This is a genomic window from Maricaulis alexandrii, from assembly GCF_005871165.1.
Lineage (GTDB): Bacteria > Pseudomonadota > Alphaproteobacteria > Caulobacterales > Maricaulaceae > Maricaulis > Maricaulis alexandrii.
The window spans coordinates 1-25,792 of record NZ_SWKP01000009.1 but is presented as its reverse complement, the minus strand read 5'-3'; the positions used below and the strand labels follow the sequence as shown (position 1 = coordinate 25,792).

The following is a 25,792-nucleotide window of genomic DNA, read 5'->3' as shown; positions in this document are numbered from 1 at the left end:
GGTTAGTAGAGCCGCATGAGCTCGGCGAAGGAGAGATTGAATTCGTGATTGAAGGTCCAGGCCATGACCAGGAGCTGACCCGTCGAGGAGATGGCCAAGGTGACCGGCAGCAGGGCCAGAAGGCCGAGCGTGCGCAGCACCGTGCCGGTCACGGTTCGGCTGTAAAAGCGCACGATCAGCCAGGTCATGACCACGAAATAGATCACCATGCCAACCACCAGTCCGGCGATGAAGGCACCGTAGGACAGGGTGATCAGCGGGATCATGAAGATCAGGAAGAGGAAACTGGCATTTGTGGAGGTCAGATAGATCTGCACATGTCCCCAGAAGGGTATCGAGGGCCGGTACAGTTTCAAGAGAAGAAGATAGGGCAGGGACGAGATGATGGTGATCGGCCACAGGAAAAGGCTGCCCCATTCATCCATGGCCTGGTCGACCGCCGCGGTCGTGACCGCGCTGCCATCGGGCATTTGACCCGTCGCCAGCCAGCCCTGGATCTGTTCCGGCGTCAGCGTGCCGGCCAGCTGGTCCAGATTGCCGGTCAATGGCGTGTTGAAGACATTCGCGACAACGAACTGCAGTCCGAACAGCGCTACAAACAGGCGGATGGGCGCGATATAGCGTGTATAGTCGCCGGACAGGGCCGCCTGGGCCACATCCGGGGCGCGGACAAGGGAATGCCAGACGGTGCGGAAAATCCGCCCGTCCACGTCGAACGCGGCAATGGAGATGGAGTCGAGCAGATCGGATGACCGATCTTTCGGCTTTTCCTCATTGTCCAACTGGCAGTCCCTCCCGTATGTCATGGTAAAGCGGACGAAAGCCGGTGCAAGCCGTGCACGCTGCAGTTTGAGGTAGGGAGGATGGCCGTGAGCCAAAGCGACTGGACAATTCGCCGGGCCGGTGATGCCGACATGGGCGCCCTGACACGTCTCTTCTTCACCTCCGTGCGCGAAGGCGCCGGCCCCGACTATACTGAAAGTCAGCGCGCCGCCTGGGCCCCGGATCTGCCGGAAACGGAAGTCTGGCGGGTGCGACTCGCACCGCAAAAGGTCTGGCTGGCGGAAGATGGCGAGGGCGAGGTGATCGGCTTCATGACCCTGCGCCAGGACGGCCATATCGATTTCGCCTTCGTGGCACCGGACTATATCGGCCGGGGCGTGGCCTATGATCTCTATGGCATTCTGGAAGCCGAGGCGAAGGCGGACGGGCTGACCCGGTTGACCAGTGATGCCTCGACCATGGCCAAGGCCTTCTTCACGCGCCAGGGCTGGGAGATTGTCCGCGAACAGGCCCCGGTCCGCCATGGTGTCGCCCTGAAGAACTGGCACATGGCCAAGACGCTGGCCGGCTGACCGGCCCGTTTCCTGCAATCGCCGGAAACACGTCTTGATGCAGACCCCGCTTGATTGAGCGGGGCAGGGCGGTATCACGCCCGCGGTCACACAAGGAAATGCCATGTCTTCGGAGAACAAGATCCTGCGTGCCGGTGTTGTCGGCGCCGGAGTGTTCGGCGGGTTTCACGCGTCCAAATATGCCGCGCATGACCGCGCGGAGCTGGTCGGCATCTATGATCCGGATTTGCAGCGTGCGAAGGACCTCGCCTCGAAACATGGCGCGAAACCGTTCGACAATCTCGGCAAGATGCTGGCCGAGGTCGATGCCGTGACCGTGGCCAGCCCGGCCGTGCACCATTTCGAGGCCGCCGCCGCGGCCCTGGCCCATGGCCGTCATGTCCTGGTGGAAAAGCCGATCGCTTCCTCCGTCGAGGAAGCCCGCGAACTGATCGCCCTGGCCGCCGCGCATGGCTGCGTGCTGCAGGTAGGCCACCAGGAACGCTTCGTCTTCAATGCGATGGGCCTGTTCAACGTGCCGGACAAGCCGCTGCGCGTGGTCGCCAGCCGGATGGGCCCGCCGTCGGAACGCTGCCTGGACGTCTCCGTCACGCTGGACCTGATGGTGCACGATCTCGACCTGGTCATCGCGCTGGCGGGCTGTGCCGTGAAAGAGGTGGAAGGCATTGTCGATGAAGGCCGTTTCGGTCAGCCCGATGTGGCCCAGGCCAAGCTGGTCTTCGACAATGGCTGTGTCGCCGAGCTGAAGGCCAGCCGTGTCCATCATGAGCGCGATCGCAAAATGCGCGTCGAATACGAGACCGGCGTGCTGGAGATCGATTTCGTCGCCAAGACCTTCGAGAACTCCACGCCCTATGATCTCAATCCCGATTTCGCCGACGATCCGAGTGCCAAGGATTCGCTGGGGGCCAATGTGAATGCCTTCATCGCCTCCGTGCTGGACGGGGCGCCGGTCGCCGTGCCGGGAATTGCCGGCCTGCGCGCACTGGATGCCGCCCGGGCGATTGACGGCGCGCGCAGCTACGGCGCCTGATCCGCGCGTCTTGCGGACCGCCCCGGCCGTCCTGCCTCTTGCGATGCGGCGCGGCGCGGTCTAAGTCGCGATCATGACAGACCGGATTTCCATTCTCACCGCCCAGCTCAACCCGGTTGTCGGGGATGTGAAGGGCAATCTGGCCAAGGCGCGTGCCGCCTTCTCCCAGGCCCGTATCCAGGATGCCGACCTGATCGTCTTCCCGGAAATGTTCCTGCTGGGCTATCCGCCGGAGGACCTGGTCCTGAAACCGGCGGCGGTGGAGGCCTGCAAGAGCGCGCTCGACCAGCTGATCGAGGACTCCAAATCCGGTCCGGCCATTCTCATGGGCCTGCCCTGGCGGCAGGGCGCCAAACTTCACAATGCGGTCGCGCTGGTGGAGGACGGTCATCTCATAGCCCTGCGCTTCAAGCATGAACTGCCCAATTACGCCGTCTTCGACGAGAAGCGCGTCTTCCAGGCGGGCCCGGTGCCGGAGATCGTCAAATGGCGCGGCATCCGTCTCGGCCTGCCGATCTGCGAGGACCTCTGGTACGGCACCGTGCCCCAGGCCCTGATCGAACAGGGCGCGGAAATGATGATCGCGATCAATGGCTCGCCCTGGCGGCGCACGATCGAGCGCGAACGCACCACGGCCTTCTCCACCTGGTATGACGCCTGGCCGGGCCGCAAGGCACTGGTCTTCATCAACCAGGTCGGCGGCCAGGACGAGCTGGTCTTCGACGGCGCCTCCTATTCGCGCACCGGCGAGGGGGCTGGCGAGATCGTGCAGCGCCTGCCAGCCTTCGAGGAAGCCCTCGACCGGGTCGAGTGGCAGCGCACCGAGACCGGCTGGACCGCCACCGGCGGCAGCCAGGCCCCGCGCGTGATCGGTCTGGAAGCGGACTGGAAGGCCATGGTCCTGGCCCTGCGCGATTATGTCGACAAGGCCGGTTTCCCGGGTGTCGTGCTGGGCATGTCGGGCGGGATCGACAGCGCGCTCTCCGCCGCCATCGCCGCCGACGCGCTGGGGCCGGACCGGGTCTGGGCAGTGATGATGCCGTCCAGATACACCTCCGAGGAAAGCCTGGAAGACGCCCGCGAGTGCGCCGAGCGCCTGGGCGTGCGCTATGACATCATCGATGTCGAGCCGACCATCGAGGCTTTCGGCAAGACGCTCTCCACCGCCTTCCGCGGCACCGAGCCGGACACGACCGAGGAAAACATCCAGTCGCGCGCCCGCGGCGTCATCCTGATGGCGCTCTCCAACAAGTTCGGCCCCATGGTCCTGTCCACCGGCAACAAGTCGGAAATGGCGGTCGGCTATGCCACCCTCTATGGCGACATGAATGGGGGCTATAATGCCCTCAAGGACGTCTACAAGACGGAAGTCTTCGAGCTGGCCTGGTGGCGCAATGGCCAGACCCGCGCCCCCGGTCTCGGCCCGGTCGGCGATGTCATCCCCGAACGCATCATCACCAAACCGCCCACGGCCGAACTGCGCGAGGACCAGAAGGACCAGGACAGCCTGCCGCCCTATGACGTGCTCGATGCCATCCTCTACGCCCTGATCGAGGAGGAGCGCTCGGTCCGCGACCTGGTCGCCGAAGGCCAGGATGAGGACACGGTCCGCCGCATCGAAAACCTTCTCTACCGCGCCGAATACAAACGCCGCCAGGCCCCGCCCGGCGTCAAGATCGGCCCCAAGAATTTCGGCCGCGACCGCCGCTACCCCATCACCAACCACTTCAAGTCGGGCGGGTAGGGCGGTTTTCGCCCTTGATGGGTGGGCTCTATTCTATCTTGTCATCCCGGACGGATGCCCGGCCTTGAGCCGGGCGCAGATCCGGGACCCATAATCCCGGTTTACTTCCCGCTTGAGCGGACGGTGAAGGCTGCTTCGGCCGACTTTCGTGTTTATGGGTCCCGGCTCTCCGGCCTGCCTGCGCAGGCCATGCGGCCGGGATGACAAGTTGTGATTTGGTCCCCATCAGTCTCCAAATCCCTCTGCGACACCCCACCACATCCACGCCTTCTAAAATTTCTGTCAAAACAGAAATCAAGGAAATGGAGGCTGTCATGAGCCCTGCCGCAATCGCCACACGTCCGGTCCACATCATCCGTCCCAGCCTGGCCTGGCTGGTCGCCAGTGCCGCCAGCGGGCTCACCCTGACACTCAGCTTCGGCCTGGTCAGCCTGCTCGAGAGCGTCACAACCAGTCTCGACCTGCTCGACTTCCTCCAGGGCCTGATCCCCGCCAGCCTTCTCTTTGGCGCCTATATCGCCGCCTTCACCCTCATCCCGACCCTGGCCGCCGCCTGGCTGATGCACGCAATGCGTTGGCAGGCGATCTGGCAGGCCGCCCTCCTGGGCGGTCTGACCGGCGGCGTCATGATCCAGGTCTTCGTCTTCACCCTCGATACCGGTGTAGAAGGTCTTTTGGCCAGCGCGCTCTTTGGAGGCGTCGGCCTGGTCGGCGGCGCGGTGTATCGGCTGGTGGCGGGGCGGAGTTAGTCGATCTGGAAACGGCGCCGCAGCGTCAGCAGGAAGAGGAAGAGCAACGGGATGGAGAGCAGCCGGTGCACCATTCGCACCAAGGCAAACCAATAGGGATGACGCCCGGCACCGGGTGCTTCCAGCGCATCGGTCCAAGGATGATGCCCGCCCGGATTAACCACTGGGACCAGAGTCATTTCCAGCGAATAGAGGAGGGGTCCGGTGAAGGCCGCTGTGCGATTGTCCGTCATGTATTGCTGCCAGCGTGTCGGAGGGGGCGGTGCCGCCTCATTCAGCGCCGAAACCAGACGCGGCCTGCCCGCCTCTGGTGGCGTCGGAGCCGGTCGCGGCACGGTCAATGCCAGGCAAAGATACACCCCCGCCATCACAACCCAGAGCCCGCCCAGCCAGCCGAAAATCCGAGTCAGACTTTGGCCATAATCGGAAATGGCACCGTAAAGGCCAGCGAAAAAGGCCTCCCATGCTTTGACGTCGTGATCGCGTGTTTGGTTTGTCTCAGACGGATCTGGCAAACGTCGGGCCCGGCGCGCTTTAAGCTCCAGCGCGAAAAAACGCTGCTCCTCATTGCGCGCACCGATGTGCTCCATGAGGCGTTTCAGCGTCCTGTAATCCGATTCATGGGAATAGGCCTCAGAGCCGCGGTTTTGGAAACAGTCGAGGGACGCCGCGAATGTGTCTCTTAGTTGGATTGTTTCATGGTCCGATAGGTCGCGCCTTGCTCTTTGGCGTACCTTTTCCTGAACTGTGGGCAAGGTAGGAAAAGAGATGTGATCGTCCGACACAGGCCCGTTCGACCGACCCAGTCTATGCTGACAAGCCAAGACTGCGCGCTGGACCCAACTGCGGGTCAGGTACCGCCCGGCCCAGCGGCCAGGCTTAATCTCCGAGCTGAAGCGAAAGCGCGCATTCTTCCAGTTCGTCCCTTCGTGAATCCTGGCACCATGAAAAGTGGCACGACCGAAAAAAAGAGCACCGGCGAATTCGGCAGGTTCCCCAAAGTCACGGTTCGTAAAATCCACTCTTCCGAGGCAAACAGCATCGTTGAATAGGACAGTCTGAAATGTGTGAGTTGCCGCCTGACAGCGCTTAGAGCCGACTCCAGACCAAAAGTTGCCAACGCTCAGAATCGAGTTGAAATTGGCGTCACCGCCGGAAAATTGCGCATTGTAGAAGCGGGCGTCACCGCCGGAGAATTGCGCGTTGCAGAAGCTGACTTCGCCTCCGGAGAATTGTGCGTTTCCGAAGCGGACGTCCCCGCCGGAGAACTGTGCGTTGTGGAAGCTGACGTTTCCGCCCGAGAATCGTGCGGCGTTGTAGCTGGCGTCTCCGCCAGAAAACTGTGCGTTGTTGAAGTGGGCGTATCCTCCGGAGAACTGCGCGAAGTCGAAGCGGGCGTCTCCGCCAGAGAATTGGACGTCCGTGAAGCTAGCGTCTCCACCTGAGAACTGCGCGCTGTGGAAGCTGACGTCTCCACCTGAGAACTTCGCGTCGCGGAAGATTACGCCTCCGCCCGAGAATTGTGCATTGCTAAAGTTGGCGTCTCCGCCAGAGAAACGCGCATCGCAGAAATTGGCGCCTCCGCCTGAAAACTGTGCTTTGTAGAAAGTGACGTATGCGCCCAAAAATTGGGCTTTGATGAAGTTTGAAACCCCGCCAGAGAACTGCGCCGCCGCAAAAGATGTGCTCGAGCCAAATACTTGTCTCGTGAAATCAGCGGTTTCCAACCAGCGAGTCCAGGCGGCCACCAGATGTAAGGGGGCAGGCGTTTGGTCATTCGGCTTGGGACAGCCGGGCAGAACCCGGATTTGAATGCCTGTCAATTGGGCGCGAAAATCCGTCCCAATCAGGTATCCGAACCGGCCGGTCTTTGTTGCTCCACCATGGCTAAGTCGGTTGGCCAATTCTGTTGCGACGGTCTTCCAGGCGCCATGCTTTGGCTGGGCCTTCCAACTCTTTGATCCGTCCGGCCATTGTTCTGGGAGGTGGAGAATATGAAAGGCTGCTGGAACATCGTCTACGATGAGCAGGCCAGCTTCGGCCAACGCGATGTCTTCACGCAATTCTTCAGTGTCAAAATCCCAGCGTAAATAATCCTGCAATGTGGCTGCGCGTGAGCCGTACGAAGCCTGGTCTGTAGGCACGCATCGAGTCTCGTCTATGACTGACCAGCCCCGCCAAGGATGCCGTAGTCTACCCCGTTCATCCAGCCGTGCCAGTCCCTCCCAGGAAAAGTCCTCTTCCCACCAGCCCTTCCACCATTCCTCATCGGCCGCCTTGATGGCCGCTTGTTTTTCGTCCTCAGACAGCATGCCTTACCCCGTCCCCACACTCTCAGCGCGAGTAAACCGCAAGCGCCTGAAAAAGGCGAGCATCCAACCCCCATACTGAACCCCCGCTTGCCCCAACCCGCGCACAGCGCTAAGCCGTGCGGCTTCACACAGAGCCAAGGCCTGCCCCGATGACCAAAGTCCGTTTTGCGCCGAGCCCGACCGGGAAACTCCATGTCGGCAATGTTCGCACCGCGATCTTCAACTATCTCTTCGCGCGCAAGGCTGGCGGGCAATTCCTGCTGCGCATCGACGATACCGACGTGGAACGCTCCACGCAGGCCTTCGAGGACGGGATCCGGGCGGATCTGACCTGGCTGGGGATCAGCTGGGACGATACGTTCAAACAGTCCGACCGGTTCGACGTCTATGGCCAGGCGGCCGAGAAACTCAAGAAAATGGGCCTGCTCTATGCCTGTTATGAGACCGGTGAAGAGCTGGACCGCAAGCGCCGCCTGCAAATGGCCAATGGCCGGCCGCCGGTCTATGACCGCGCCGCCCTGTCGCTGAGCGACGAGGAAAAGGCCAAGCTGGAAGCGGAAGGCCGCAAGCCGCACTGGCGCTTCAAACTCTCCGGCAATCCGGTCAGCTGGGACGATATGGTGCGCGGTCCGGTGACGATCGAGACCTCCTCGCTGTCTGACCCGATCCTGATCCGCGAAGACGGCTCCTATCTCTACACCCTGCCCAGCGTGGTGGATGATATCGACGCCAAGATCACCCACATCATCCGCGGTGAGGACCACACCACCAATTCCGGCGCCCAGATCGAGGTGTTCGAGGCGCTCGGTGGGTCTGCCCCGCAATTCGGGCACCAGGCCCTTCTGGTCGGAGCGGATGGCGGCAAGCTGTCCAAGCGGATGGGCTCGCTGGGCATCCAGGAATTGCGCGATGAGGACGGTCTGGAGCCGATGGCGATCATGTCGCTCCTGGCCAAGATCGGCACGTCCGACGCGGTTGATGCCTTCGCCGATATCGACGGCCTGCTCGAAGGGTTCGACCTGGGCAAGCTGTCGCGCTCGCCGGCCCGTTTCGATCCGGAAGAACTCAAGCGCGTGAATGCCAAGCTGCTGCACTCGATGAGCTATGAAACGGCCCAGCCGCGCCTGGCCGCTCTGGACGCGGATGGCGGCGAAGCCTTCTGGAATGCGGTCCGCCCCAATCTGGAAACCCTGGCCGATGCCAAATCCTGGGCCCAACTGGTCGCCGGTCCGGTCACGCCGGTGATCGAAGAGGCGGATTATGCCGAAGCCGCCGCCCGGCACCTGCCCGAAGGCGAGCTGACCGGTGAGAGCTGGGGCGAGTGGACGAATGCGCTGAAAGAGGCCACCGGCCGCAAGGGCAAGCAGCTCTTCATGCCGCTGCGCCTCATGCTGACCGGCGAGCCGCGCGGACCGGAAATGGCCGTGCTTCTGCCGCTCCTGGGCCGGGAAACCGTGCTGAAACGCCTCAAGGGCGAAACGGCCTGATCCCCGCAAACCCCTGATTTCATGATCTGAAAAGGCGGTGCCGACCCGGTGCCGCCTTCTTCTTTGTCGCGACATCACGACCAATTGTCAGGTTATCTTGACAAGTCTCGCGTAGTTGGTCAGGTTGTCCTGACATTATGTCATGGATGGTTGATGGAGAGAGACATGCCAGCCTGTAAACAAGTCACGCCGCTCGTCGGGGCGATCATCGCGATCAGCACGGCGATCGCCGCCTTTGCTGGCGGAATGTCGGCACAGTCGGATTCCACACCGGCGGCAGAGATCGTCGAGACGGAGGTGGCGCAATGACCGATGCCAATCGCCGCTATGTGAAGCATTTCACCCTGGCGATGATTGCCTACGCCCTGGTGCTGGTGGGCTCGATCATCGCCATCCGCAACGGGGAATTGTCCGGCTGGTCCGCCGGTCTGGCATCGCTGACGCCCTTGATTCCCGCCCTCTACGCGCTGAAGGCTTTCATCCAGCGCTACAAGTCCCTGGATGAATTCCAGCAGCGTATCACCTCCGAAGCCCTGCTCTGGGCGACCGGCATCGTCGGCTTTGCGGCCTTTGGCTATGGTTTTCTGGAAGGGGCGGTGGAAGTCCCGACGGTCAGCCTGCTCTGGGTCATGCCGGCGATCTGTGGCGTTTTTGGATGCGTCCAGGGCGTGCTCTACTGGCGGGCAGAACGGTGAAGAACCGTCTCCGCGTCCTGCGCGCCGAGCGCCGCTGGAGCCAGGCCGAGCTGGGAGACCGCGTCGGCGTCTCCCGCCAGGCCATCAATGCCGTGGAAACCGGCAAGCACGATCCGTCCCTGACGCTGGCTTTCGCTCTGGCCGATGCGTTCGAACTCAAGATCGAGGACGTGTTCGATCCGAAGGGGGAGGGGTAGTTTTCTTCCCCATTCCATGGGGAAGAAACTCCGCGGCCCTCCTTCCCCTTGATGGGGAAGGTGGCCCGAAGGGCCGGAAGGGGTGAAAGCGCAAAGCGCTTCCAAGTTTTGAAGGTCACCCACTCCACCGCTCCGAGGTCCCCCTCGCCCATCAAGGGCGAGGAGAGTCAGAGCCTGACTCTCCCCAGCAGGGGAGAAGGCCTCAGCCCATCATCTCCACCAGATGCGCCACAGCCGCCTCCGCTTCATCCACCAGGTCGAGATGATCGGCCAGGCTCTGCGGGGTGAAGCCTTCGCGGACGGTGTGATTGATCAGTTCGATGACCGGGGCCCAGAAACCGGCGGTGTTGAGGAAGACGATGGGTTTGTCGTGCAGTCCCAGCTGCTGGCGGGAGACCACGTCGAAGACTTCCTCCAGCGTGCCGGTGCCGCCGGGCAGGATGATGTAGGCGTCGGATTCCTCGATCAGCTGTTTCTTGCGGGTGCTCATCGAGTCGACGATCCGCACCTCGACCTTGTCGAGATGGCCTTCACGGGCAATCAGGAAATCGGGAATGATCCCCAGCACCGCACCGCCGGCCTCTGCGGCGGCCGCGGCCGCGCCGCCCATCAGGCCGACATCCCCGCCGCCATAGACCAGACGGCAGTCGGCCGCGGCGATGGCGCGGCCGACACGACGGGCTGCATCAAGATATTCGGTCCGTTCACCCATGCGTGAACCGCAAAAGACTCCGATCGACCTTACTTTTGCCATCTGACACCGCCCATATTTGCTTTATCGGGACAGGATGGTATTCGCCGAAGGCTGTCGGCGCGAGGCTTGCATCCAGCACGGTGATGCTGGAAGACATGTGCCGCTCTGGCAGACGGACGACAGGAGAGCTGACATGACCGCAACGCGGTCCTTTATCATTGCCGCTGCCCTGGCTGCGCTGGCGATTGCTGCAGCGCTCGCCTTCATCATGTACCGGCCGGCTGCGCCTGACGCAGCGGACAATCCGGTCCTGTCTGAAACCGATACACCGACCGAACTGCCCGGCACGGCGCCGGCCGCGATGATCGCGCCGCCCGTGTTCGACATTGTCCGCGTGGCGCCGGTCGGCTCCGCTGTCACCGCCGGCCGCGGCGAACCCGGTGCGACGATCCAGCTCCTGGCCGATGGCGAACCGCTCGCCTTCACCGATGAGGACGGCCAGAGCGCTGATACGCAGCTGATCAATGAGCGCGGCGAATGGGTGATCATCCCGGACGATCCGCTGCCCTCCGGCGCGGTCGAACTCTCCCTGCGCATGGTCGCACCCGACGGCCGTGAAATGCTGTCCGAGCAAGTCGTTGTGGTCTCCATCCCGGAACAGCGCGGCCCGACCCCGCTGGTCGTGGTGGGACGCCCTGGCGAGGCCAGCCGCGTCTGGCAATGCCCGTCCTGCCTGGATGCGGAAATGGGCTCTCTGGTGCTGGAAACCGTGGACTATGATGCCACCGGTGCCGTGATCTTCTCCGGCCGTGCCGATACCGGCACCACGGTCCGCGTCTTCGCCAATGGCGCCCTGGTGGGCGAGACCAGTGTCGGCCGTGATGGCCGCTGGAATCTCCAGGCCGGATCCCTGCTGGCGCCGGGCGTCTATGATCTCCAGATCGACCAGGTCGATCCGGATGGCAATGTCTCCGCCGTCATTGTCCTGCCCTTCGAGCGCGTCGCCCCGGAAGCCCTCAATCTCGGCCCCGACTCGGTCGTGGTCCAGCCGGGCAATTCGCTCTGGCGCCTGGCCCGCCGTCTCTACGGCGAAGGCGTCCAGTACACGGTGATCTACGAAGCCAATCGCGACCAGATCCGCGACCCCGACCTGATCTATCCCGGCCAGGTGCTTCAAGCGCCGGCGGAGGATGAGGGGTAGGTTTCTAGCGAAGGCTGACCCCCCTCTCCCTCGGGGAGAAGGGGGGCGCACACCCCGGCATGGGTGCGATACGGGGAAGAAAACACCCGCCCACTGGCACTTTCCCGCGCCGGGCCCTATCTCTTCCCGCAATGAGACCTTTGCCCACCGATACCGAAGCGGAAGCCAAGCAGGCGCCGAAAGGCTCTCTGGGCACGACGATGTGGCGGCTGTTTGCGCTGCTGGCCTCGCCGGACATGGCGAAATGGCGTTTCCGCATGGGCGTGGCGCTGGTCCTCACCCTGATCGCCAAGATTTTTGCGGTCTATGCGCCGGTCTTCTTTGGTGACGGGATCAATCTGATCACCGAGCATGCCGGGCAGGGCGGACCGTCTGACAGCGAGGCACCGGCCGGCGCCGGGGCACTGACCGGGATCATTTCCACCTTCACCCTGGCCTTCATCGTCTATGCCGTGGCGCGCTTTCTCTCGGTGGGGGCGCCGCAATTGCGCGATGCCCTGTTTGCGCCGGTCAGCCAGGACGCCCAGCGCCTGACGGCCGTGCGCGCCTTCGCCCACGTCCAGACGCTCTCCATCGGCTATCACCAGACCAAGCGCACCGGGGCCCTCAACCGGATCATCGAGCGCGGGGCCCGCGCCGTCGATTTCCTGATGCGCTTCCTGATCTTCAACATCGCGCCGACCCTGCTGGAACTGGGCCTGGCGGCACTGGTGCTGAGCACGACCTATGGCTGGGAATTCGCGGTCATCGCGATCATCACCGTGGCCGTCTATATGGGACTGACCTGGTCGGTGACCGAATGGCGCGTCCAGATCCGCCGCACCATGAACGAGGCCGACAATGAAGCCTCCGCCCGCGCCGTCGACAGCCTGATCAATTTCGAGACCGTGAAAGCCTTCGCCGCGGAGCGGCGCGAGGCAGAGGCCTTCGACACCTCCATGACGCGCTATGCCAAGGCGGCGGCCAAGTCCCAGTCCTCCCTGGCCCTGCTCAATGGCGCCCAGGCGCTGATCATGAATGGCGGCTTGTTGGCGATGGCGCTGATGGCCGGCTGGAAAGCCTGGAACGGCCAGTTGCAGCCGGGCGATGTCGCCGCCGTGACGCTGATCCTGATGAATGTCTACCAGCCATTGAACATTCTGGGCTGGGCCTATCGCGAGATCAAACAGGGCGCGGTCGACATGGAGCGCGTCTTCGAAACGCTGGCGATCAAGCCGGACGTGGCCGATGCGCCCGATGCCAGGCCGCTGGAAGTGAAGGGCGGCGCAGTCAGCTTCGACCGTGTCGGCTTCACCCATGATGGCCGGTCCCGATCGATCCGGGATGTCAGTTTCGAGATTCCGGCGGGCAGTTTTGTCGGGATTTGCGGCCCGTCCGGCGCCGGCAAGTCCACCGTGTTGCGCCTGCTCTTCCGCTTTTACGATCCGGAGAGCGGGACGGTGCGGATTGATGGCCAGGATCTGCGTCAGCTCACCCAGGAAAGCCTGCGCGACATCCTCGCCCTGGTGCCCCAGGACGTGGTCCTGTTCAATGACACTTTGCGCGCCAACATCATCTATGGCCGTCCGGACGCGACCGAGGCGGAGATCCGGGACGTCGTGGAACGGGCGCGACTGGCCGCTTTCGTCGACGGCCTGCCGGACGGTCTGGACACCATGGTCGGCGAGCGCGGGCTGAAACTGTCCGGCGGTGAGAAACAGCGCGTCGGCGTCGCCCGCGCCATCCTGAAAAACCCGGCCATTCTCGTGCTCGACGAGGCCACCTCGGCCCTCGACAGTCAGACCGAGAAGGATGTCCAGGTCGCCCTGGCCGAAGCGGCCCGGGGCCGCACCACGATCGCCGTCGCCCACCGCCTGTCCACCATTGCCGGTGCCGACCGGATCCTCGTCCTGGATGATGGCCATGTCGCCGAGAACGGCACCCATGCCGAACTTCTCGCAAAGGACGGCCTCTACGCCGCCATGTGGAAACGCCAGAGCGAGGCCGGGGAGGGGGGTGAACTCACCCTGGACGCCGACACGGTCGAGGCGCCCGCGGCGCAATAGGCATTCCCCGTTGGCCGATTCCCGCTAATGTGCGGGCAGAACGGGGTTTTCATGACGCAGACCAGCCAGATCGGCCTCATCGGCCTGGGCGCGTTCGGCCGGTTGGCCGCGACGCATCTCGCACCGCATTTCGATCTGGTCGGGCATGACCCGTCCGTGCGCGATCTGCCGGGCGGCCGTTGGGTGTCCCTGGACGAAGCGGCGGCGCGGCCGGTCGTGATCCTCGCGGTTCCGGTCCAGGCTCTGGCGGGTGTGGCCGAGGCCATTGCCCCGCATCTGGCGTCCGGCGCCCTGGTCATCGACGTTGCTTCGGTGAAGCTGGAACCCTTGCGCATCCTGCGTGAAATCCTGCCCGCCGGAACCCGCATCCTCGGCACCCACCCGCTCTTCGGTCCGCAATCGGCCGCGCAGGGCGTGGCCGGCCAGTCCATCGTCCTCTGTCCCGAGGCTGGCGTGGAGGCCGATTGTGTCGCGGAATTCCTGACGGACCGGCTCGGCCTCGACGTCCACCTCTCCGATGCCGACACCCATGACCGCACCATGGCCAGCGTCCAGGCGCTCACCCATCTGGTGTCCAAGGTGATCACCGATCTGGGCCTTACCGACGCACCCTACACAACCCGCTCCTATGACCTCCTCGCCGAAGCCGCCCGCCTGGTCGCCGAGGACAGCGACGAGTTGTTCCGCGCCATTGAGCGTCACAACCCGCACGCGGCAGATCTGCGGCGACGGTTTTTCGACGCGGCGCGGAAACTGGATGAGCGGTTGGTGGACTAGTTTTGGTGGGCGCTTCGCGCTGCCCCCCTCACCCGGCGCGTACGCGCCACACTCTCCCGCAAGGGGGAGAGGGAGTATGGAGCGCTAACCGTCCCCCTTCTCCCCTTGCGGGTAGAGGAGCCCAAAGACAGTCTGGGGGACTGTCTGACGTGACGATGGGTGCCCGGAGGGCGGATGAGGGGGCGTCCGCAAAGCGGACCACTAAAGCCCGCACACCGCTCAAATCACCAACACTATCAGGGAAATTCGCGAGAGTGGCTCCCCGGGACGGGCTCGAACCGCCGACCCGGTGATTAACAGTCACCTGCTCTACCAACTGAGCTACCGGGGAACACTCTTCTCGCAAGCGAGGCGTGGCTTGTATCAGAGCTTCGCGCCGCCGCGCAAGCACCCTTGTGCGCTGAATTGCAGGCGTTTCTGCAAAAAAAATCGGGAGCCACGAAGGCTCCCGAAAAGGCATTGGGTGGATGGTGGGGTGTCTTCACGGGAAGACATGTGAAGAATTGGGTCAGAACCCTTAAAGCGGAGTTAACAGGAAAGGGGCAATTCGGTATTTGGTTTATCGTCCTTGCCGAAAACCTAATGGAATCATCGAAATGCGCCGTTTTGAGGCGATGTTTGATTCACCACGAAATCCCGATTTATCCTGACGGAACAAACAGCAGATGTGATTCGAGCAACGAATCACCCGGGAGAGGACGATGCGGGAACACACACGATTTGAGTCGTTTTGGCCCTTTTACCTGCGCGAGCATGCCCGGCCGGCGACGCGGAACTGGCATTATGTCGGCTCGACCCTGGCCCTGATCGTGCTGGTCGCGGCACTGGTGACGCAGGCCTGGTGGCTTCTGCTGGCCGTGCCGGTATCGGGCTATTTCTTCGCCTGGGTCAGCCATGCCTTCGTCGAACGCAACAAACCGGCGACCTTCACCTATCCGCTCTGGTCGCTGATCAGCGATTACCGCATGTACGGCCTCTTCCTCATGGGCAAGCTGGGGCCCGAGCTGGAGAAGGCGGGGGTGAACCCGGACGGCACGCTGAAAGCGGAACACGCCTGACCTTTCCGACCGCCCGGATCGGCCTATCTGGCCGGTCATGGCCAGGCACGTCTCCCGCAAACCCAAGCCGGACAAGACCTGCCTGACTTGCGGCCGGCCCTTCCAGTGGCGCAAGAAATGGGAAAGCGTCTGGGATGAGGTGAAATACTGTTCCGAGCGTTGCCGCCGGTCGAAACTGGTTCAGAGCCCGTCCAGTACCTCGGCGGCCCGGTCGCGATAGGCCTGGCGTTTCTCGTCGCTCATCCGGTCCCAGTTGCGATAGACCGGACCCAGGCGCGGATTGTTGCGCAGCGTGTCCTCATTGCGGGCCAGGAAGTCCCAGTAGAGCGAATTGAACGGGCAGGAATTCGGGCCCGTCTTGTCCTTCACATCATAGCGGCAGCCGGCGCAATAATCCGACATCCGGTCGATATAGGCGCCGCTCGCCGCATAGGGTTTCGAGCCCAGCAATCCGCCATCCGCGAATTGTGACATGCCCACCGTATTGGGCGCCTCCACCCATTCGAAGGCGTCGATATAGACCGCCAGATACCATTCATGCAGGGCGTGCGGGTCGACCCCGGCGATGAGGGCGAACGTGCCGGTCACCATCAGGCGCTGGATATGGTGGGCATAGGCTTCCTGGCGCGTCTGCCCGATCGCGGCGGCCAGGCAGGCCATGTCGGTCTCGCCGCTCCAGTAGAAGTCGGGCAGGGGCCGATCCGCGCCCAGCGCATTGCGGCGGACATAGTCCGGCCCCTCGCGCCAGTAGATGCCGCGCACATATTCCCGCCAGCCGATGATCTGCCGGATATAACCTTCCGCCGCATTCAGCGGGGCATGGCCACGCTTCCACGCCGCCTCCACCGCTTGGCAGATTTCCAGCGGGCCGAGCAGGCCGACATTGAGATAGGCGGACAGGAGGGAGTGATAGAGAAAGGCTTCGCCCTTGAGCATGGCATCCTGATAAGTGCCGAATTCGGGCAGGGCCTGTTCGATGAAATGGTCCAGCGCCTTGAGGGCATCCTCGCGGGTGACGGCGAAATGGAAGGGGCGGAAATCCCCGAACCCCTCAAAGCGCGCTTCCACCAGGTCCAGAACATCCGCTGTGATCGCGTCCGGCTCGACCTGGAAAGGCTTGGGCATGAACAGGCTGGAGGATGCCGCCTCGCGATTCTCCGCATCATAATTCCAGCGCCCGCCGGCCGGCTTGTCGCCTTCCATGAGGAGGCCCGTCTCGCGCCGCATTTCGCGGTAGAAATACTCCATTCGCAACTGCTTGCGCCCCTCGGCCCAGCGCGCGAACCGGTCGTGGGAGCACAGGAAACGGTCATCCTCCAGGATCACCACTTCCACGTCGAACCGCTCGGACCAGGTCTCCATCGCCTGCTTCAGCCGCCATTCCCCCGGCTCGGTTACGATCAGCCGGTCGTACTCACCCGTCTTGAGCCTGTCCTCGACGGCGCGGGCCAGGTCGGGGCAGGGCGGGGCTTCGTCGAAGCTGTGATAGTGCACACGCCGACCCTTCGCGCGCAGCTCATCGGCGAAATGGCGCATGGCGGAGAAGATGAAGGCGATCTTCTTGCGGTGATGCCAGACATACGCCGTCTCTGCCGTCACCTCCGCCATCACCACATCGGCCGCGTCCGGCTTCTGGCGCAGGCTGGGCAAATCGTGATTGAGCTGGTCTCCCAGGACCAGGACGAGGTCTGTCATCGCATCCATCCGCTTTGGCCCTGTTTACGTAGACAGTGGCAGAGCAGACCAGTGGATGCGGGTATGAGTGACAGTGAGACCGGACAGGCCATCGTGATCGGCGCAAGTGGCGGGATCGGTTCGGCCCTGGTTGAAGCGCTCGCAGTGCAGGGCTGGACGGTGACCGGCCTGTCACGCCGCAGTGATCCGCCGCTGGACCTGCTGGACGAGGCCTCCATTGCCGCCGCGGCCGAGACCTTCAAGACCGCCGATCCGCCTGTCCGCCTCATCATCGACGCGACCGGCTTCCTGCATGATGAGGATTTCTCGCCCGAGCGCAGCCTGCGCGAGCTGAATCAGGAGCATTTCGCTCGTGCCTTCGCGCTCAATGCGACAGGGCCGGCCTTGCTGATGAAGCATTTCCTGCCGCTCCTGCCCCGCATGGGACGGTCGGTCTTCGCGACCCTGTCAGCGCGTGTCGGCTCGATCTCGGACAACCGGCTGGGCGGTTGGCATGCCTATCGCGCTTCCAAGGCCGCGCTGAACCAGATCCTGCGCAGCGTCTCCATCGAGATGAAGCGGCGCAAGCCGGAGGCCATCTGCATCGCCCTGCATCCCGGCACGGTGGACACGCGCCTGTCCGACCCCTTCTCCAAGTCCGGTCTCGACGTCCGCCCGCCGGACGAGGCCGCCCAGGACCTGCTTACCGTCATCGCCGGACTGAGCGCCGATGATTCGGGGGGATTCCGGGACCACAAGGGTGCGAAGATCGAATTTTAGGGGAAGGGTGGAGGCACCGCCCGGAATCGAACCGGGGTACAAGGATTTGCAGTCCTCTGCGTAACCACTCCGCCACGGTGCCTCAGGAATGGAGCCGGGAGCTATAACCCCACGCGCCGTCAGGAGCAATGCGCCAATTCACAGCGATGTGAGATTGCGGCGCTTTGCCCCGCGCTTCGCGCAGTCTGGTGGTTGCCGATCCTTGCGCACACAGGATATATCAGCGGCTTCCGGACCGCAGGGAGAGACCCGTGAGCGAATTCGACCAGGCACGCAAACACATGGTGGACAGCCAGATCCGGCCGTCCGACGTGACCGACCGGCGTCTCATTGCCGCCTTCCTGAACACGCCGCGTGAACTTTTCGTGCCGCGCTCGCGCCGGGCTTCGGCCTATGCCGACAGCCAGGTCGTGACCTCGGACAACCGCACCCTGATGCGTCCGCGCGACATGGCCAAGCTGATCCATGCCGCCGACATCCAGCCGGGCGACATCGTGCTCGATATCGCCAATGGCCGCGGTTATTCCACCGCTATCCTGGCCTGCATGGCCGAGACCGTGGTCGGCGTGGAGAATGATGAGGACGGGCTGTCCCGCTCCTCTACCCTCCTGTCCGATATCGGCGCCGACAATGCCGTGGTCGTCGAAGGCGACCCCAAGGCCGGTGTGCCGAAACAGGGACCGTTCGACGTGATCTTCGTCAATGGTTCGGTCGATGCCGTTCCGACCGCCTGGTTCGACCAGCTCGCCGATGGCGGCCGCCTGGTCGTGATTGTGCGCAAGGGTCCGGTCGGCAAGGCCACCGTCTTCACCAAATCCTCCGCCGGAATCGGTGAGCGCGTGGTGTTCGACGCCAATGCGACCGTCCTGCCGGGTTTTGAAGCGGAAGCCGGCTTCGCCTTCTGATCTGTTTTTGAGCAGAAACCCTGTCCCGGCTGCGACGGAAAATTCGCACTGGACCGTGTCATGCCTGACGGTGTATTTGCAAACTTAGCAGAATAAGTAAGTAAACACTGTTCACTTTTTGATGCCGGCACCCTATATCAGCGTCAATGCGCCGCTGGCCATGTGGGGTGAGGGCGTTATGATGACATGGATATGGGGCGGTGGAACTGTCCCGCCGGTTTCAGGGGAAGTTGGATGACGCGATTGAAGCATTGGTCGATGGCGCTGGCCGGGAGCGTGTCCCTGTTGGCCTTCGCAGGGTTTGCGCAGGCCCAGACGCTCGAAGAGACCCTGTCCCAGGCCTATAATTCCAACCCGACACTGCAGGCCCAGCGGGCCAGTCTTCGCGCCGTCGACGAGCAACGCGTCCAGGCCCGCGCCGGACGTTTGCCGACGGTCTCCGCCTCGGCCTCCATCTCGCGCCAGCATGTCGAATCGCAGAGCACCTTCGTCATCAACGGCCAGCGCGTGCCGTCCAACAGCGAAAGCGATGCGACACCGAAGAATTATTCCCTGACCGCCTCCCAGGCGATTTATCAGGGCGGCCGGATTTCCGGTGCCATTGACCAGGCCACCGCCGTCATCATGGCCAGCCGCGAAAACCTGCGCGCCACCGAGCAGACCGTGCTGGTGAGCGCGGTCACCGCCTTCATGGACGTTCGCCGCGATGCCCGGGTCGTCGAGATCCGCCGCAATAATGTCGACGTGCTGGCCCAGCACCTGGAAGCTGCCGCGGACCGGTTCGAAGTGGGGGAGATCACCCGCACCGATGTCGCCCAGGCCGAGGCCCGCCTGTCCGGCGCCCAGGCCCAGCTGGCCGCCGCCCAGTCCCAGCTTGCGGTCAGCCGTGCCGCCTATGAGCGTGTCACCGGCAATCCGCCGGCCACGCTGCAGGATCCGCCGGCCCTGCCGGACCTGCCGGATCATCTGGCCGATGCGGCCGAATACGCCTTTGCCAATTCGCCGCAATTGCTGGCCGCCCAGTACAATGAACAGGCCTCCCAGCACGCCATCCGCATCGCCCGCGGCAATCTCATGCCGGAAGTCTCCCTGTCCGCGACCGCTTCGGCAGCCCGCGACAGCAATTTCTCCGGGGATGAGCGCGACAGTGTCTCGGTGATGGGCCGGGTGTCCGTGCCGATTCTCACCGGCGGGTTGAATCGCTCCCGTGTCCGCGCCGCGGTCGCCCAGGAGGAGCAGGCCCGTTTCCAGGTCCGCGAAGCGCGCCGTCAGGTGACCGAGGGCGTCACCAATGCCTGGAGCGGCTATATCGCTTCCCTGGCCGTGATCGAGAGTTCGCGCCAGGCTGTCCGCGCCAATGAGATCGCGCTCGACGGGGTGGAGCAGGAGGCCTATGTCGGCATCCGGACCACGCTTGATGTGCTTGATGCGGAACAGGAATTGCTGGAATCCCGCCTGACCCTGGTGACCGCGGAACGCGATTCCTACGTGGCCGGCTATAATCTGCTCCAGGCGATGGGCGCCGTTTCCGCCCGTCAATTGGGTCTGAATGTAGAAATTTATGACCCGGGTGCAGATGATGGACGCGAATCGGTTTTCCCTAACCTTGACTTAACGCCCTGGGACTAGCCTTTCCGGCGACTCTCGGACTGGACAGGCCGATTTTCGGCCCGTTTAATTCGCGTTAGAAGAGAAAACGCCCGCATATCGCAAGGAATGGCGCATGGCTGAGCAAACCGCCGATAACGAACCGTCGATGGAAGAAATCCTCTCCTCGATCCGCCGGATCATTAACGAGGATGATGAGGAAGCCGCGCCGGAAGCCGAAGCCGAAACCGCCGCTGCGCCGGAACCGGTCGAGGACGAGCCGCAATCCCAGGACGATATAGATGCCCTGTTCGGCGGCGATGACGATTCCGGCGGCGATGATGTGCTCGAACTGACCGAAAAGGTCGATGATGCCGATGCCGGCACCGACCCGATGGCGATGGACGATGATCTGATGATAGTCGACCGCGAGGACGAGGAAGAGCCGGTCGTTGCAGCCGAGCCGGAGCCCGAGCCGGATATTGATTTCGACGCCCTGGAAGAGGAAGTCTCCGACGGCATCATGTCGGAACCGGCCGCCAGTGCCGCCATGTCCTCCTTCCACACGCTGGCCGACAATATCCGCATTTCCGAAGAGGAAGGCCGCACGCTGGAAGGCGTCGTTCGCGCCCTGCTTCGCCCGATGCTCAAGGAATGGCTCGACGCCAACCTGCCGTCCATCGTCGACGAAAAGGTCCAGGCCGAAATCGACCGCGTCGCCCGCCGCCGCCGCTAGGGCCGGCCCCGACACCCGGTTTCAAAAGGCGCGCCCAGCCGGGCGCGCCTTTTTTGTTTTGGCGTGAGCGGCGTCACAAGGTTGGGCGAGGCTCAGAGTTAGGCTGGATGCGACCTCCCTCTCCCTGGGGAGAGGGTGCCCCGAAGGGGCGGGAGAGGGGGAAGTCACCGCCCGTGCCAAGCCAGTCCCAACACAAGAACATCAACCGTGCACGCGCTTTTCGCCGTCGACAAACGCCGGCCGAGGCCCGGCTGTGGTCGAGACTCAGGAATGGCAATCTGATGGGCGTGAAGTTCCGGCGTCAGGTGCCCATCGGTCCCTACATCGTCGATTTCGCCTCTCGAACGGCCCGTGTGATTGTCGAGGCGGATGGTGGGCAACACGCGGATACGGAAGAGGAGAATCAGCGTCGAACCGAGTTTCTGGAGTCCCGCGGCTACACCGTGCTGCGCTTCTGGAACCACTACATCCTCAAAGAGACAGACGCGATCATGGAGGTGATTGGTGAAGCTGTTCATTGGGGCATTCATCCGGACAATCCGGTGAACCACCCGTAAGGGCGAAAACCTCGCTTCCCCCTCATCCGGTCCTTCGGACCACCTTCTCCCCGGGGAGAAGGAGTGCCGTCAGCGCTGAACCCACCTCTCTCTCCCTGGGGAGAGGGTGCCCCCCCGGATCCGGCCAAAGGCCGGTCCAGGACAAGCTCCGGGGCGGGAGAGGGGGGAAACCCGGTGCTGGAAGACCGAAAGCATCACCCCATCCGCAGTTCCCGGGCTGACTTTCCGCGTCAGATTGCCATAACAGTGCAAACGCCCGCTCTGTGCGGCCAATCAAGACGCGGATCCCATGATGGACAAGACTTTCAACCCCCAGGACGCTGAAACCCGGATCTATGAGGCCTGGGAACAGGCCGGGGCTTTCCAGCCGATCGATGACGACAATGCGGAAGCCTTCTCCATCGTCATTCCGCCGCCCAATGTGACGGGCCGCCTGCACATTGGTCACGCGCTGAACAACACGCTCCAGGACACGCTGGTCCGCTACAAGCGCATGCTGGGCTGTTCCGTGCTCTGGCAGCCGGGCACCGACCATGCCGGCATCGCCACCCAGATGGTGGTCGAGCGCCAGCTCTCGCAGGAAGGCAATATCTCCCGCCGCGACATGGGCCGCGACGCTTTCATCGAACGCGTCTGGAAATGGAAAGAGGAATCGGGCGGCGCCATCCTGCAGCAGCTGCGCCGGCTGGGCGCCTCCTGTGACTGGTCGCGCGAGCGCTTTACCCTGGATGAGGGCCTGTCCAAGGCCGTGCTCAAGGTCTTCGTGGAACTGCACGAACAGGGCCTGATCTATCGCGACAAGCGCCTGGTGAACTGGGACCCGCATTTCCAGACGGCGATTTCCGATCTCGAGGTCGAGAACAAGGAAACCCAGGGCCATTTCTGGCATTTCGCCTATCCGCTGGCCGATGGCTCCGGTGAGCTGGTCGTGGCGACCACGCGTCCGGAAACCGTGCTGGGGGACTGCGCCGTCGCCGTCCATCCGGACGATGAGCGCTACCAGCACCTGATCGGCAAGATGATCAAACTGCCGATCGCGGATGTCGAAATCCCGGTCGTCGCCGATGAACATGCCGATCCGGAACAGGGCACGGGCTGTGTGAAGATCACCCCGGCGCACGACTTCAACGATTTCGAAGTCGGCAAGCGCAATAATCTGCCCCTGATCAACATTCTCGACCGCGAAGCCCGCCTCCTCAGCGAGGATGACGGGATGGGCGGTCTCGCGCGCATTCCGGCGGAATGGCGCGGCATGGACCGGTTCGAGGCCCGCAAGGCGCTGGTCGCGAAAATGGAGGAACTCGGCTTCCTGCGTGAGGTCGAGGACAAGACCATCCAGCAGCCCTATGGCGACCGCTCCGGCGTGGTCATCGAGCCCTGGCTGACCGACCAGTGGTATGTGAATGCCGGTGAACTGGCCAAGGAGGCGATTGCCGCCGTCGAGGATGGCCGCACCACCTTCCATCCGAAAACCTGGGAAAAGACCTATTTCGAATGGATGCGGAACATCCAACCCTGGTGCGTTTCCCGCCAGCTCTGGTGGGGGCACCGGATTCCGGCCTGGTATGGGCCGAGCTATCAGGTCGAAGAGCGTGACGGAGAACGTCATTTGGCTCTTGACCACAGTTCGCCGCAGACATTTGTCGCCGAAAGCTTTGAAGACGCCGAAACCAAGGCCCGCGCCTACTATCGAGAGTTCGGCCTCGAACCTGAAGTCGTCGGTGAGTTCGAGACCGCCCGCGAGGCAGAAGAAGCGAACAGTGCGGCACCGCGGGCCGTCGCGTTGTGGCGTGACGAAGACGTCCTCGATACCTGGTTCTCCTCCGCGCTTTGGCCCTTCTCCACGCTGGGCTGGCCGGACGACACGCCGGAGGTCGTCGAGAAATTCTACCCGACCTCGGTCCTGATCACGGCCTTCGACATCATCTTCTTCTGGGTCGCGCGGATGATGATGCAGGGCCTGCACTTCATGAAGGAGGCCCCCTTCAAGGATGTCTACATCCACGCGCTCGTGCGCGACGAGAAGGGTCAGAAAATGTCCAAGTCCAAGGGCAATGTGATCGACCCCTTGGAACTGATCGACGAATACGGCGCCGACGCTGTGCGCTTCACCCTGGCCGCCCAGGCCGGGCAGGGGCGCGACATCCGCATGTCCAAGGAGCGCGTTGAAGGCTATCGCAATTTCGGCACCAAGCTGTGGAATGCGGCGCGCTTCTGCGAAATGAATGAATGCGTCACCCCGCCGGATTTCGATCCGAAATCCGTCACCAATACCGTCAACAAGTGGATCCTCTCCGAGGCTGCCGCGACGGTGAAGGCGATCAATGCCGGGCTCGACGGCTTCCGCTTCAATGATGCCGCGGCGGCCGCCTACCGCTTCACCTGGAATGTGTTCTGCGACTGGCATCTGGAACTGGCCAAACCGCTCCTGCAGGGCGAGGACGAGGCGGCCAAGGCCGAGACCCGCGCCACCACGGCCTATGTGCTCGACCAGGCGCTGAAAATGCTCCACCCCTTCATGCCCTTCGTAACCGAAGAGCTGTGGCAGCAGACCGGTCAGCGCGACACCCAGCTGATCACCGCCAGCTGGCCGCAGCTGGACGGTCTGGAGAATGCCGACGCCACCGCCGAGATGGGCTGGCTGATCGAGCTGATCACCGATATCCGCCGCCTGCGTTCGGAGATGAATGTCCCGGCCGGCGCCCAGATCCCGCTGATCGCCGTTGGCGCCTCGGCTGAGACCGCCGCGCGTCTGGAACGCCACCAGGCCCTGATCCAGCGCATGGCGCGCCTGGCCGATATCGGCGTCTCCGACACGGTCCCGCCGGCCTCGGCCCAGACCGTGCTCGGCGAAGCCACGCTGGCCCTGCCGCTGGAAGGCGTCATCGATTTCGCCGCCGAACGCGCCCGTATCGAGAAGGAATTGTCCAAACTGGATGGCGAGATCATGCGGCTCGAGAAAAAGCTCGGAAATGAGAAATTCGTCGCCAACGCACCGGAAGCCGTCGTCGCTGAACAGCGCGAGAAACTGGACGACTACAAGAACCAGAAAACCAAGATGGGCGAGGCTCTGGAGCGTCTGCAGGGGATGTAGCATTGACCCAGCCCAAGAATTACGACTGGGACAAATTGTGGGATGAGACGCTCTATCCCTGGCTCAGCGAGCTGGAGGGTGAGCGCATTGCCGCCATCAAGCAGCGCAATTACTGGATTGCGGGCGCTGTCGCCTTTGCGGTGGTTTGTTTCATCCTCTTCGTCATCGTCTGGCCGATCCCGCAAATCGCCTTCTTCGCCGCCATTGGCGGCGTGGCGATCGGCGGTGTGGTGGGCAATAAGCGCGTCAGCGCGCTCAAGCGTCAGGTCAAGCAGCGTCTCAACAGCGCGATCGCGCACGCGCTCAACCTGACCTATTCCGACCGTCCGCTCCTGCCGGCCCGGTTCGAGACCTTCCGCGAATATTCCCTGCTGCCCTCCTACAACCGCCGCGCCTTCGAGGATCATTTCGAGGGTGAACGGGAGGGATGCTCCTTCGAACTCTATGAGGCGCATCTGGAGCAGAAGCGCCGCTCCAAGAAGCGCACCTATTACGTCACCGTCTTCCGCGGTGCCCTGATCCGCATAACATTTCCGCGCAAGGTGGAGGGCGTCACTGTGATCTCGCGCGATGCCGGCTGGTTCAACGGGCTCAGCAGTTTGGGCAAGGGATTTGGCGGCAAGGGGCTGGAGCGGATCGGCCTGGTGGACCCGAAGTTCGAGAAGATTTTCGAGGTCCATGGCAATGACCAGGTCCTCGCCCGCTACATGCTCACCCCGTCCTTCATGGAACGCCTGCTGGCACTTGAAGAGGCGATGGGCGGCAAGAAGGTGCGCGCCATGTTCGACGAGCATTCCGGCCAGGGCGAACTCCTCATCGCCGCGGAAACCGGCAACCGGTTCGAGCCCGGCTCCATGTCTAAACCGCTCGCCGACAAGGACCGCGTCCACACCATGGTCCGCGAACTGGAGGAAATCCTCTCGGTCATTGATCTGCTCGTCGAGCCCTCCCAGTTCGGGGAGCATGCGGCGCCTGAGGGCTAAGGCCCCCTCATCCGCCCCTTCGGGGCACCTTGTATGTGAGTTGGGTGCTAGATTGGGCTGTCTTCCGGGACAGCCTGTCTGGCGCACCACCGCCAGACAGGCTTGGCGTCGGACGGGTCGTGGGCACCT

At 63.2% G+C, this 25,792-nt stretch carries 24 protein-coding genes and 2 tRNA genes; 20 read left to right on the top strand and 6 right to left on the bottom strand.

What is annotated here, in order from left to right:
* Positions 1-2 precede the first annotated feature (2 nt).
* Positions 3-782 carry a DUF3667 domain-containing protein gene (locus tag FCS99_RS12940; RefSeq protein ID WP_171036373.1) on the bottom strand — a complete coding sequence of 260 codons (780 nt, stop codon included), beginning with the start codon at positions 780-782 and terminating at the stop codon, positions 3-5.
* A gap of 87 nt (positions 783-869) precedes the next feature.
* On the opposite strand from FCS99_RS12940, the gene FCS99_RS12935 reads away from it, so the two are divergent.
* From FCS99_RS12935 to FCS99_RS12920, 4 genes are all read left to right on the top strand, one after another.
* Positions 870-1,355: a GNAT family N-acetyltransferase gene (locus FCS99_RS12935; protein WP_171036372.1), complete on the top strand. Its 486-nt coding sequence runs from the start codon at positions 870-872 to the stop codon at positions 1,353-1,355.
* A 103-nt stretch (positions 1,356-1,458) separates the two neighbouring features.
* The gene (locus FCS99_RS12930; RefSeq protein ID WP_138513231.1) at positions 1,459-2,388 is read left to right on the top strand and encodes a Gfo/Idh/MocA family protein; all 930 of its coding nucleotides are present in this window, start codon (positions 1,459-1,461) and stop codon (positions 2,386-2,388) included.
* 73 nt (positions 2,389-2,461) lie between these two features.
* On the top strand, positions 2,462-4,132 hold the full coding sequence (locus FCS99_RS12925; RefSeq protein WP_138513229.1) for an NAD+ synthase: 1,671 nt from the start codon (positions 2,462-2,464) through the stop codon (positions 4,130-4,132).
* Between the two features lie 314 nt (positions 4,133-4,446).
* Complete coding sequence (locus tag FCS99_RS12920; RefSeq protein ID WP_138513227.1) at positions 4,447-4,881, top strand: hypothetical protein; 435 nt, start codon at positions 4,447-4,449, stop codon at positions 4,879-4,881.
* Here FCS99_RS12920 and FCS99_RS12915 read toward each other — a convergent pair.
* Positions 4,878-7,193, bottom strand: coding sequence for a pentapeptide repeat-containing protein (locus FCS99_RS12915; RefSeq protein ID WP_138513225.1), 2,316 nt, complete (start codon positions 7,191-7,193; stop codon positions 4,878-4,880). The two genes, FCS99_RS12920 and FCS99_RS12915, sit on opposite strands and share 4 nt — an antisense overlap.
* Positions 7,194-7,342: 149 nt before the next feature.
* Here FCS99_RS12915 and gltX point away from each other — a divergent pair, with 149 nt between their 5' ends.
* From gltX to FCS99_RS12900, 4 genes are all read left to right on the top strand, one after another.
* Entirely contained in the window at positions 7,343-8,680 is a 1,338-nt protein-coding gene (gltX, locus tag FCS99_RS12910) for a glutamate--tRNA ligase (protein ID WP_138513223.1), read from the top strand.
* 165 nt (positions 8,681-8,845) lie between these two features.
* Positions 8,846-8,989 (top strand): hypothetical protein, encoded by a 144-nt coding sequence (locus FCS99_RS16145; protein ID WP_171036371.1) that lies wholly within the window; start codon positions 8,846-8,848, stop codon positions 8,987-8,989.
* Complete coding sequence (locus tag FCS99_RS12905) at positions 8,986-9,375, top strand: hypothetical protein (protein WP_138513221.1); 390 nt, start codon at positions 8,986-8,988, stop codon at positions 9,373-9,375. Before FCS99_RS16145 ends, FCS99_RS12905 begins: the two co-directional genes overlap by 4 nt.
* Positions 9,372-9,572 carry a helix-turn-helix transcriptional regulator gene (locus FCS99_RS12900; RefSeq protein ID WP_138513219.1) on the top strand — a complete coding sequence of 67 codons (201 nt, stop codon included), beginning with the start codon at positions 9,372-9,374 and terminating at the stop codon, positions 9,570-9,572. The genes FCS99_RS12905 and FCS99_RS12900 overlap by 4 nt, the downstream gene beginning before the upstream one ends.
* A gap of 202 nt (positions 9,573-9,774) precedes the next feature.
* On the opposite strand, the gene FCS99_RS12895 is transcribed toward FCS99_RS12900, so the two are convergent.
* Positions 9,775-10,326 (bottom strand): LOG family protein, encoded by a 552-nt coding sequence (locus FCS99_RS12895; protein WP_138513217.1) that lies wholly within the window; start codon positions 10,324-10,326, stop codon positions 9,775-9,777.
* 133 nt (positions 10,327-10,459) lie between these two features.
* Here FCS99_RS12895 and FCS99_RS12890 point away from each other — a divergent pair, with 133 nt between their 5' ends.
* The 3 genes from FCS99_RS12890 to FCS99_RS12880 all read left to right on the top strand — a co-directional run bounded on the left by FCS99_RS12890 (position 10,460) and on the right by FCS99_RS12880 (position 14,289).
* Positions 10,460-11,467 (top strand): LysM peptidoglycan-binding domain-containing protein, encoded by a 1,008-nt coding sequence (locus FCS99_RS12890; protein ID WP_138513216.1) that lies wholly within the window; start codon positions 10,460-10,462, stop codon positions 11,465-11,467.
* Positions 11,468-11,598: 131 nt separating this feature from the next.
* The gene (locus FCS99_RS12885) at positions 11,599-13,512 is read left to right on the top strand and encodes an ABCB family ABC transporter ATP-binding protein/permease (RefSeq protein WP_171036370.1); all 1,914 of its coding nucleotides are present in this window, start codon (positions 11,599-11,601) and stop codon (positions 13,510-13,512) included.
* 51 nt (positions 13,513-13,563) lie between these two features.
* Positions 13,564-14,289, top strand: coding sequence for a prephenate dehydrogenase (locus FCS99_RS12880; RefSeq protein ID WP_138513212.1), 726 nt, complete (start codon positions 13,564-13,566; stop codon positions 14,287-14,289).
* A 255-nt stretch (positions 14,290-14,544) separates the two neighbouring features.
* Here FCS99_RS12880 and FCS99_RS12875 read toward each other — a convergent pair.
* A tRNA-Asn gene (locus tag FCS99_RS12875) sits at positions 14,545-14,620 on the bottom strand.
* A gap of 370 nt (positions 14,621-14,990) precedes the next feature.
* Here FCS99_RS12875 and FCS99_RS12870 point away from each other — a divergent pair.
* On the top strand, positions 14,991-15,347 hold the full coding sequence (locus FCS99_RS12870) for a DUF962 domain-containing protein (RefSeq protein WP_138513210.1): 357 nt from the start codon (positions 14,991-14,993) through the stop codon (positions 15,345-15,347).
* Between the two features lie 37 nt (positions 15,348-15,384).
* Positions 15,385-15,567, top strand: a complete 183-nt coding sequence (locus tag FCS99_RS16335) for a DUF2256 domain-containing protein (protein ID WP_138513208.1) — start codon at positions 15,385-15,387, stop codon at positions 15,565-15,567.
* Here FCS99_RS16335 and FCS99_RS12860 read toward each other — a convergent pair.
* Positions 15,528-17,042 carry a cryptochrome/photolyase family protein gene (locus FCS99_RS12860; protein WP_325053221.1) on the bottom strand — a complete coding sequence of 505 codons (1,515 nt, stop codon included), beginning with the start codon at positions 17,040-17,042 and terminating at the stop codon, positions 15,528-15,530. The genes FCS99_RS16335 and FCS99_RS12860 overlap by 40 nt on opposite strands.
* Positions 17,043-17,105: 63 nt before the next feature.
* Between FCS99_RS12860 and FCS99_RS12855 the strand changes: the two genes are divergently transcribed.
* Positions 17,106-17,801: an SDR family NAD(P)-dependent oxidoreductase gene (locus FCS99_RS12855; RefSeq protein ID WP_138513204.1), complete on the top strand. Its 696-nt coding sequence runs from the start codon at positions 17,106-17,108 to the stop codon at positions 17,799-17,801.
* 8 nt (positions 17,802-17,809) lie between these two features.
* Here the strand turns inward: FCS99_RS12855 and FCS99_RS12850 are convergent.
* A tRNA-Cys gene (locus FCS99_RS12850) sits at positions 17,810-17,883 on the bottom strand.
* Between the two features lie 169 nt (positions 17,884-18,052).
* Between FCS99_RS12850 and FCS99_RS12845 the strand changes: the two genes are divergently transcribed.
* The 6 genes from FCS99_RS12845 (at position 18,053) to FCS99_RS12820 (ending at position 25,663) form a co-directional block, all read left to right on the top strand.
* On the top strand, positions 18,053-18,706 hold the full coding sequence (locus FCS99_RS12845) for a protein-L-isoaspartate O-methyltransferase family protein (protein ID WP_138513202.1): 654 nt from the start codon (positions 18,053-18,055) through the stop codon (positions 18,704-18,706).
* Between the two features lie 234 nt (positions 18,707-18,940).
* Positions 18,941-20,335, top strand: coding sequence for a TolC family outer membrane protein (locus tag FCS99_RS12840; protein WP_138513200.1), 1,395 nt, complete (start codon positions 18,941-18,943; stop codon positions 20,333-20,335).
* A gap of 94 nt (positions 20,336-20,429) precedes the next feature.
* Positions 20,430-21,029: a DUF2497 domain-containing protein gene (locus FCS99_RS12835; RefSeq protein WP_138513198.1), complete on the top strand. Its 600-nt coding sequence runs from the start codon at positions 20,430-20,432 to the stop codon at positions 21,027-21,029.
* Positions 21,030-21,202: 173 nt separating this feature from the next.
* Positions 21,203-21,586, top strand: a complete 384-nt coding sequence (locus FCS99_RS12830; protein ID WP_233352821.1) for an endonuclease domain-containing protein — start codon at positions 21,203-21,205, stop codon at positions 21,584-21,586.
* A 289-nt stretch (positions 21,587-21,875) separates the two neighbouring features.
* Positions 21,876-24,680 (top strand): valine--tRNA ligase, encoded by a 2,805-nt coding sequence (locus FCS99_RS12825; protein WP_138513194.1) that lies wholly within the window; start codon positions 21,876-21,878, stop codon positions 24,678-24,680.
* A gap of 2 nt (positions 24,681-24,682) precedes the next feature.
* Complete coding sequence (locus FCS99_RS12820) at positions 24,683-25,663, top strand: DUF3137 domain-containing protein (protein ID WP_233352820.1); 981 nt, start codon at positions 24,683-24,685, stop codon at positions 25,661-25,663.
* Positions 25,664-25,792 lie beyond the last annotated feature (129 nt).

Bases quoted from the DNA above. Each gene is read 5' to 3' on its own strand.
- FCS99_RS12915 (WP_138513225.1), bottom strand. From the start codon at position 7,193: ATGCTGTCTGAGGACGAAAAACAAGCGGCCATCAAGGCGGCCGATGAG.
- FCS99_RS12905 (WP_138513221.1), top strand. From the start codon at position 8,986: ATGACCGATGCCAATCGCCGCTATGTGAAGCATTTCACCCTGGCGATG.
- FCS99_RS12895 (WP_138513217.1), bottom strand. From the start codon at position 10,326: ATGGCAAAAGTAAGGTCGATCGGAGTCTTTTGCGGTTCACGCATGGGT.
- FCS99_RS16145 (WP_171036371.1), top strand. From the start codon at position 8,846: ATGCCAGCCTGTAAACAAGTCACGCCGCTCGTCGGGGCGATCATCGCG.
- FCS99_RS12860 (WP_325053221.1), bottom strand. From the start codon at position 17,042: ATGACAGACCTCGTCCTGGTCCTGGGAGACCAGCTCAATCACGATTTG.
- FCS99_RS12880 (WP_138513212.1), top strand. From the start codon at position 13,564: ATGACGCAGACCAGCCAGATCGGCCTCATCGGCCTGGGCGCGTTCGGC.
- FCS99_RS12825 (WP_138513194.1), top strand. From the start codon at position 21,876: ATGATGGACAAGACTTTCAACCCCCAGGACGCTGAAACCCGGATCTAT.
- gltX (WP_138513223.1), top strand. From the start codon at position 7,343: ATGACCAAAGTCCGTTTTGCGCCGAGCCCGACCGGGAAACTCCATGTC.
- FCS99_RS12870 (WP_138513210.1), top strand. From the start codon at position 14,991: ATGCGGGAACACACACGATTTGAGTCGTTTTGGCCCTTTTACCTGCGC.
- FCS99_RS12890 (WP_138513216.1), top strand. From the start codon at position 10,460: ATGACCGCAACGCGGTCCTTTATCATTGCCGCTGCCCTGGCTGCGCTG.
- FCS99_RS12840 (WP_138513200.1), top strand. From the start codon at position 18,941: ATGACGCGATTGAAGCATTGGTCGATGGCGCTGGCCGGGAGCGTGTCC.
- FCS99_RS12925 (WP_138513229.1), top strand. From the start codon at position 2,462: ATGACAGACCGGATTTCCATTCTCACCGCCCAGCTCAACCCGGTTGTC.
- FCS99_RS12835 (WP_138513198.1), top strand. From the start codon at position 20,430: ATGGCTGAGCAAACCGCCGATAACGAACCGTCGATGGAAGAAATCCTC.
- FCS99_RS16335 (WP_138513208.1), top strand. From the start codon at position 15,385: ATGGCCAGGCACGTCTCCCGCAAACCCAAGCCGGACAAGACCTGCCTG.
- FCS99_RS12930 (WP_138513231.1), top strand. From the start codon at position 1,459: ATGTCTTCGGAGAACAAGATCCTGCGTGCCGGTGTTGTCGGCGCCGGA.
- FCS99_RS12855 (WP_138513204.1), top strand. From the start codon at position 17,106: ATGAGTGACAGTGAGACCGGACAGGCCATCGTGATCGGCGCAAGTGGC.
- FCS99_RS12920 (WP_138513227.1), top strand. From the start codon at position 4,447: ATGAGCCCTGCCGCAATCGCCACACGTCCGGTCCACATCATCCGTCCC.
- FCS99_RS12885 (WP_171036370.1), top strand. From the start codon at position 11,599: ATGAGACCTTTGCCCACCGATACCGAAGCGGAAGCCAAGCAGGCGCCG.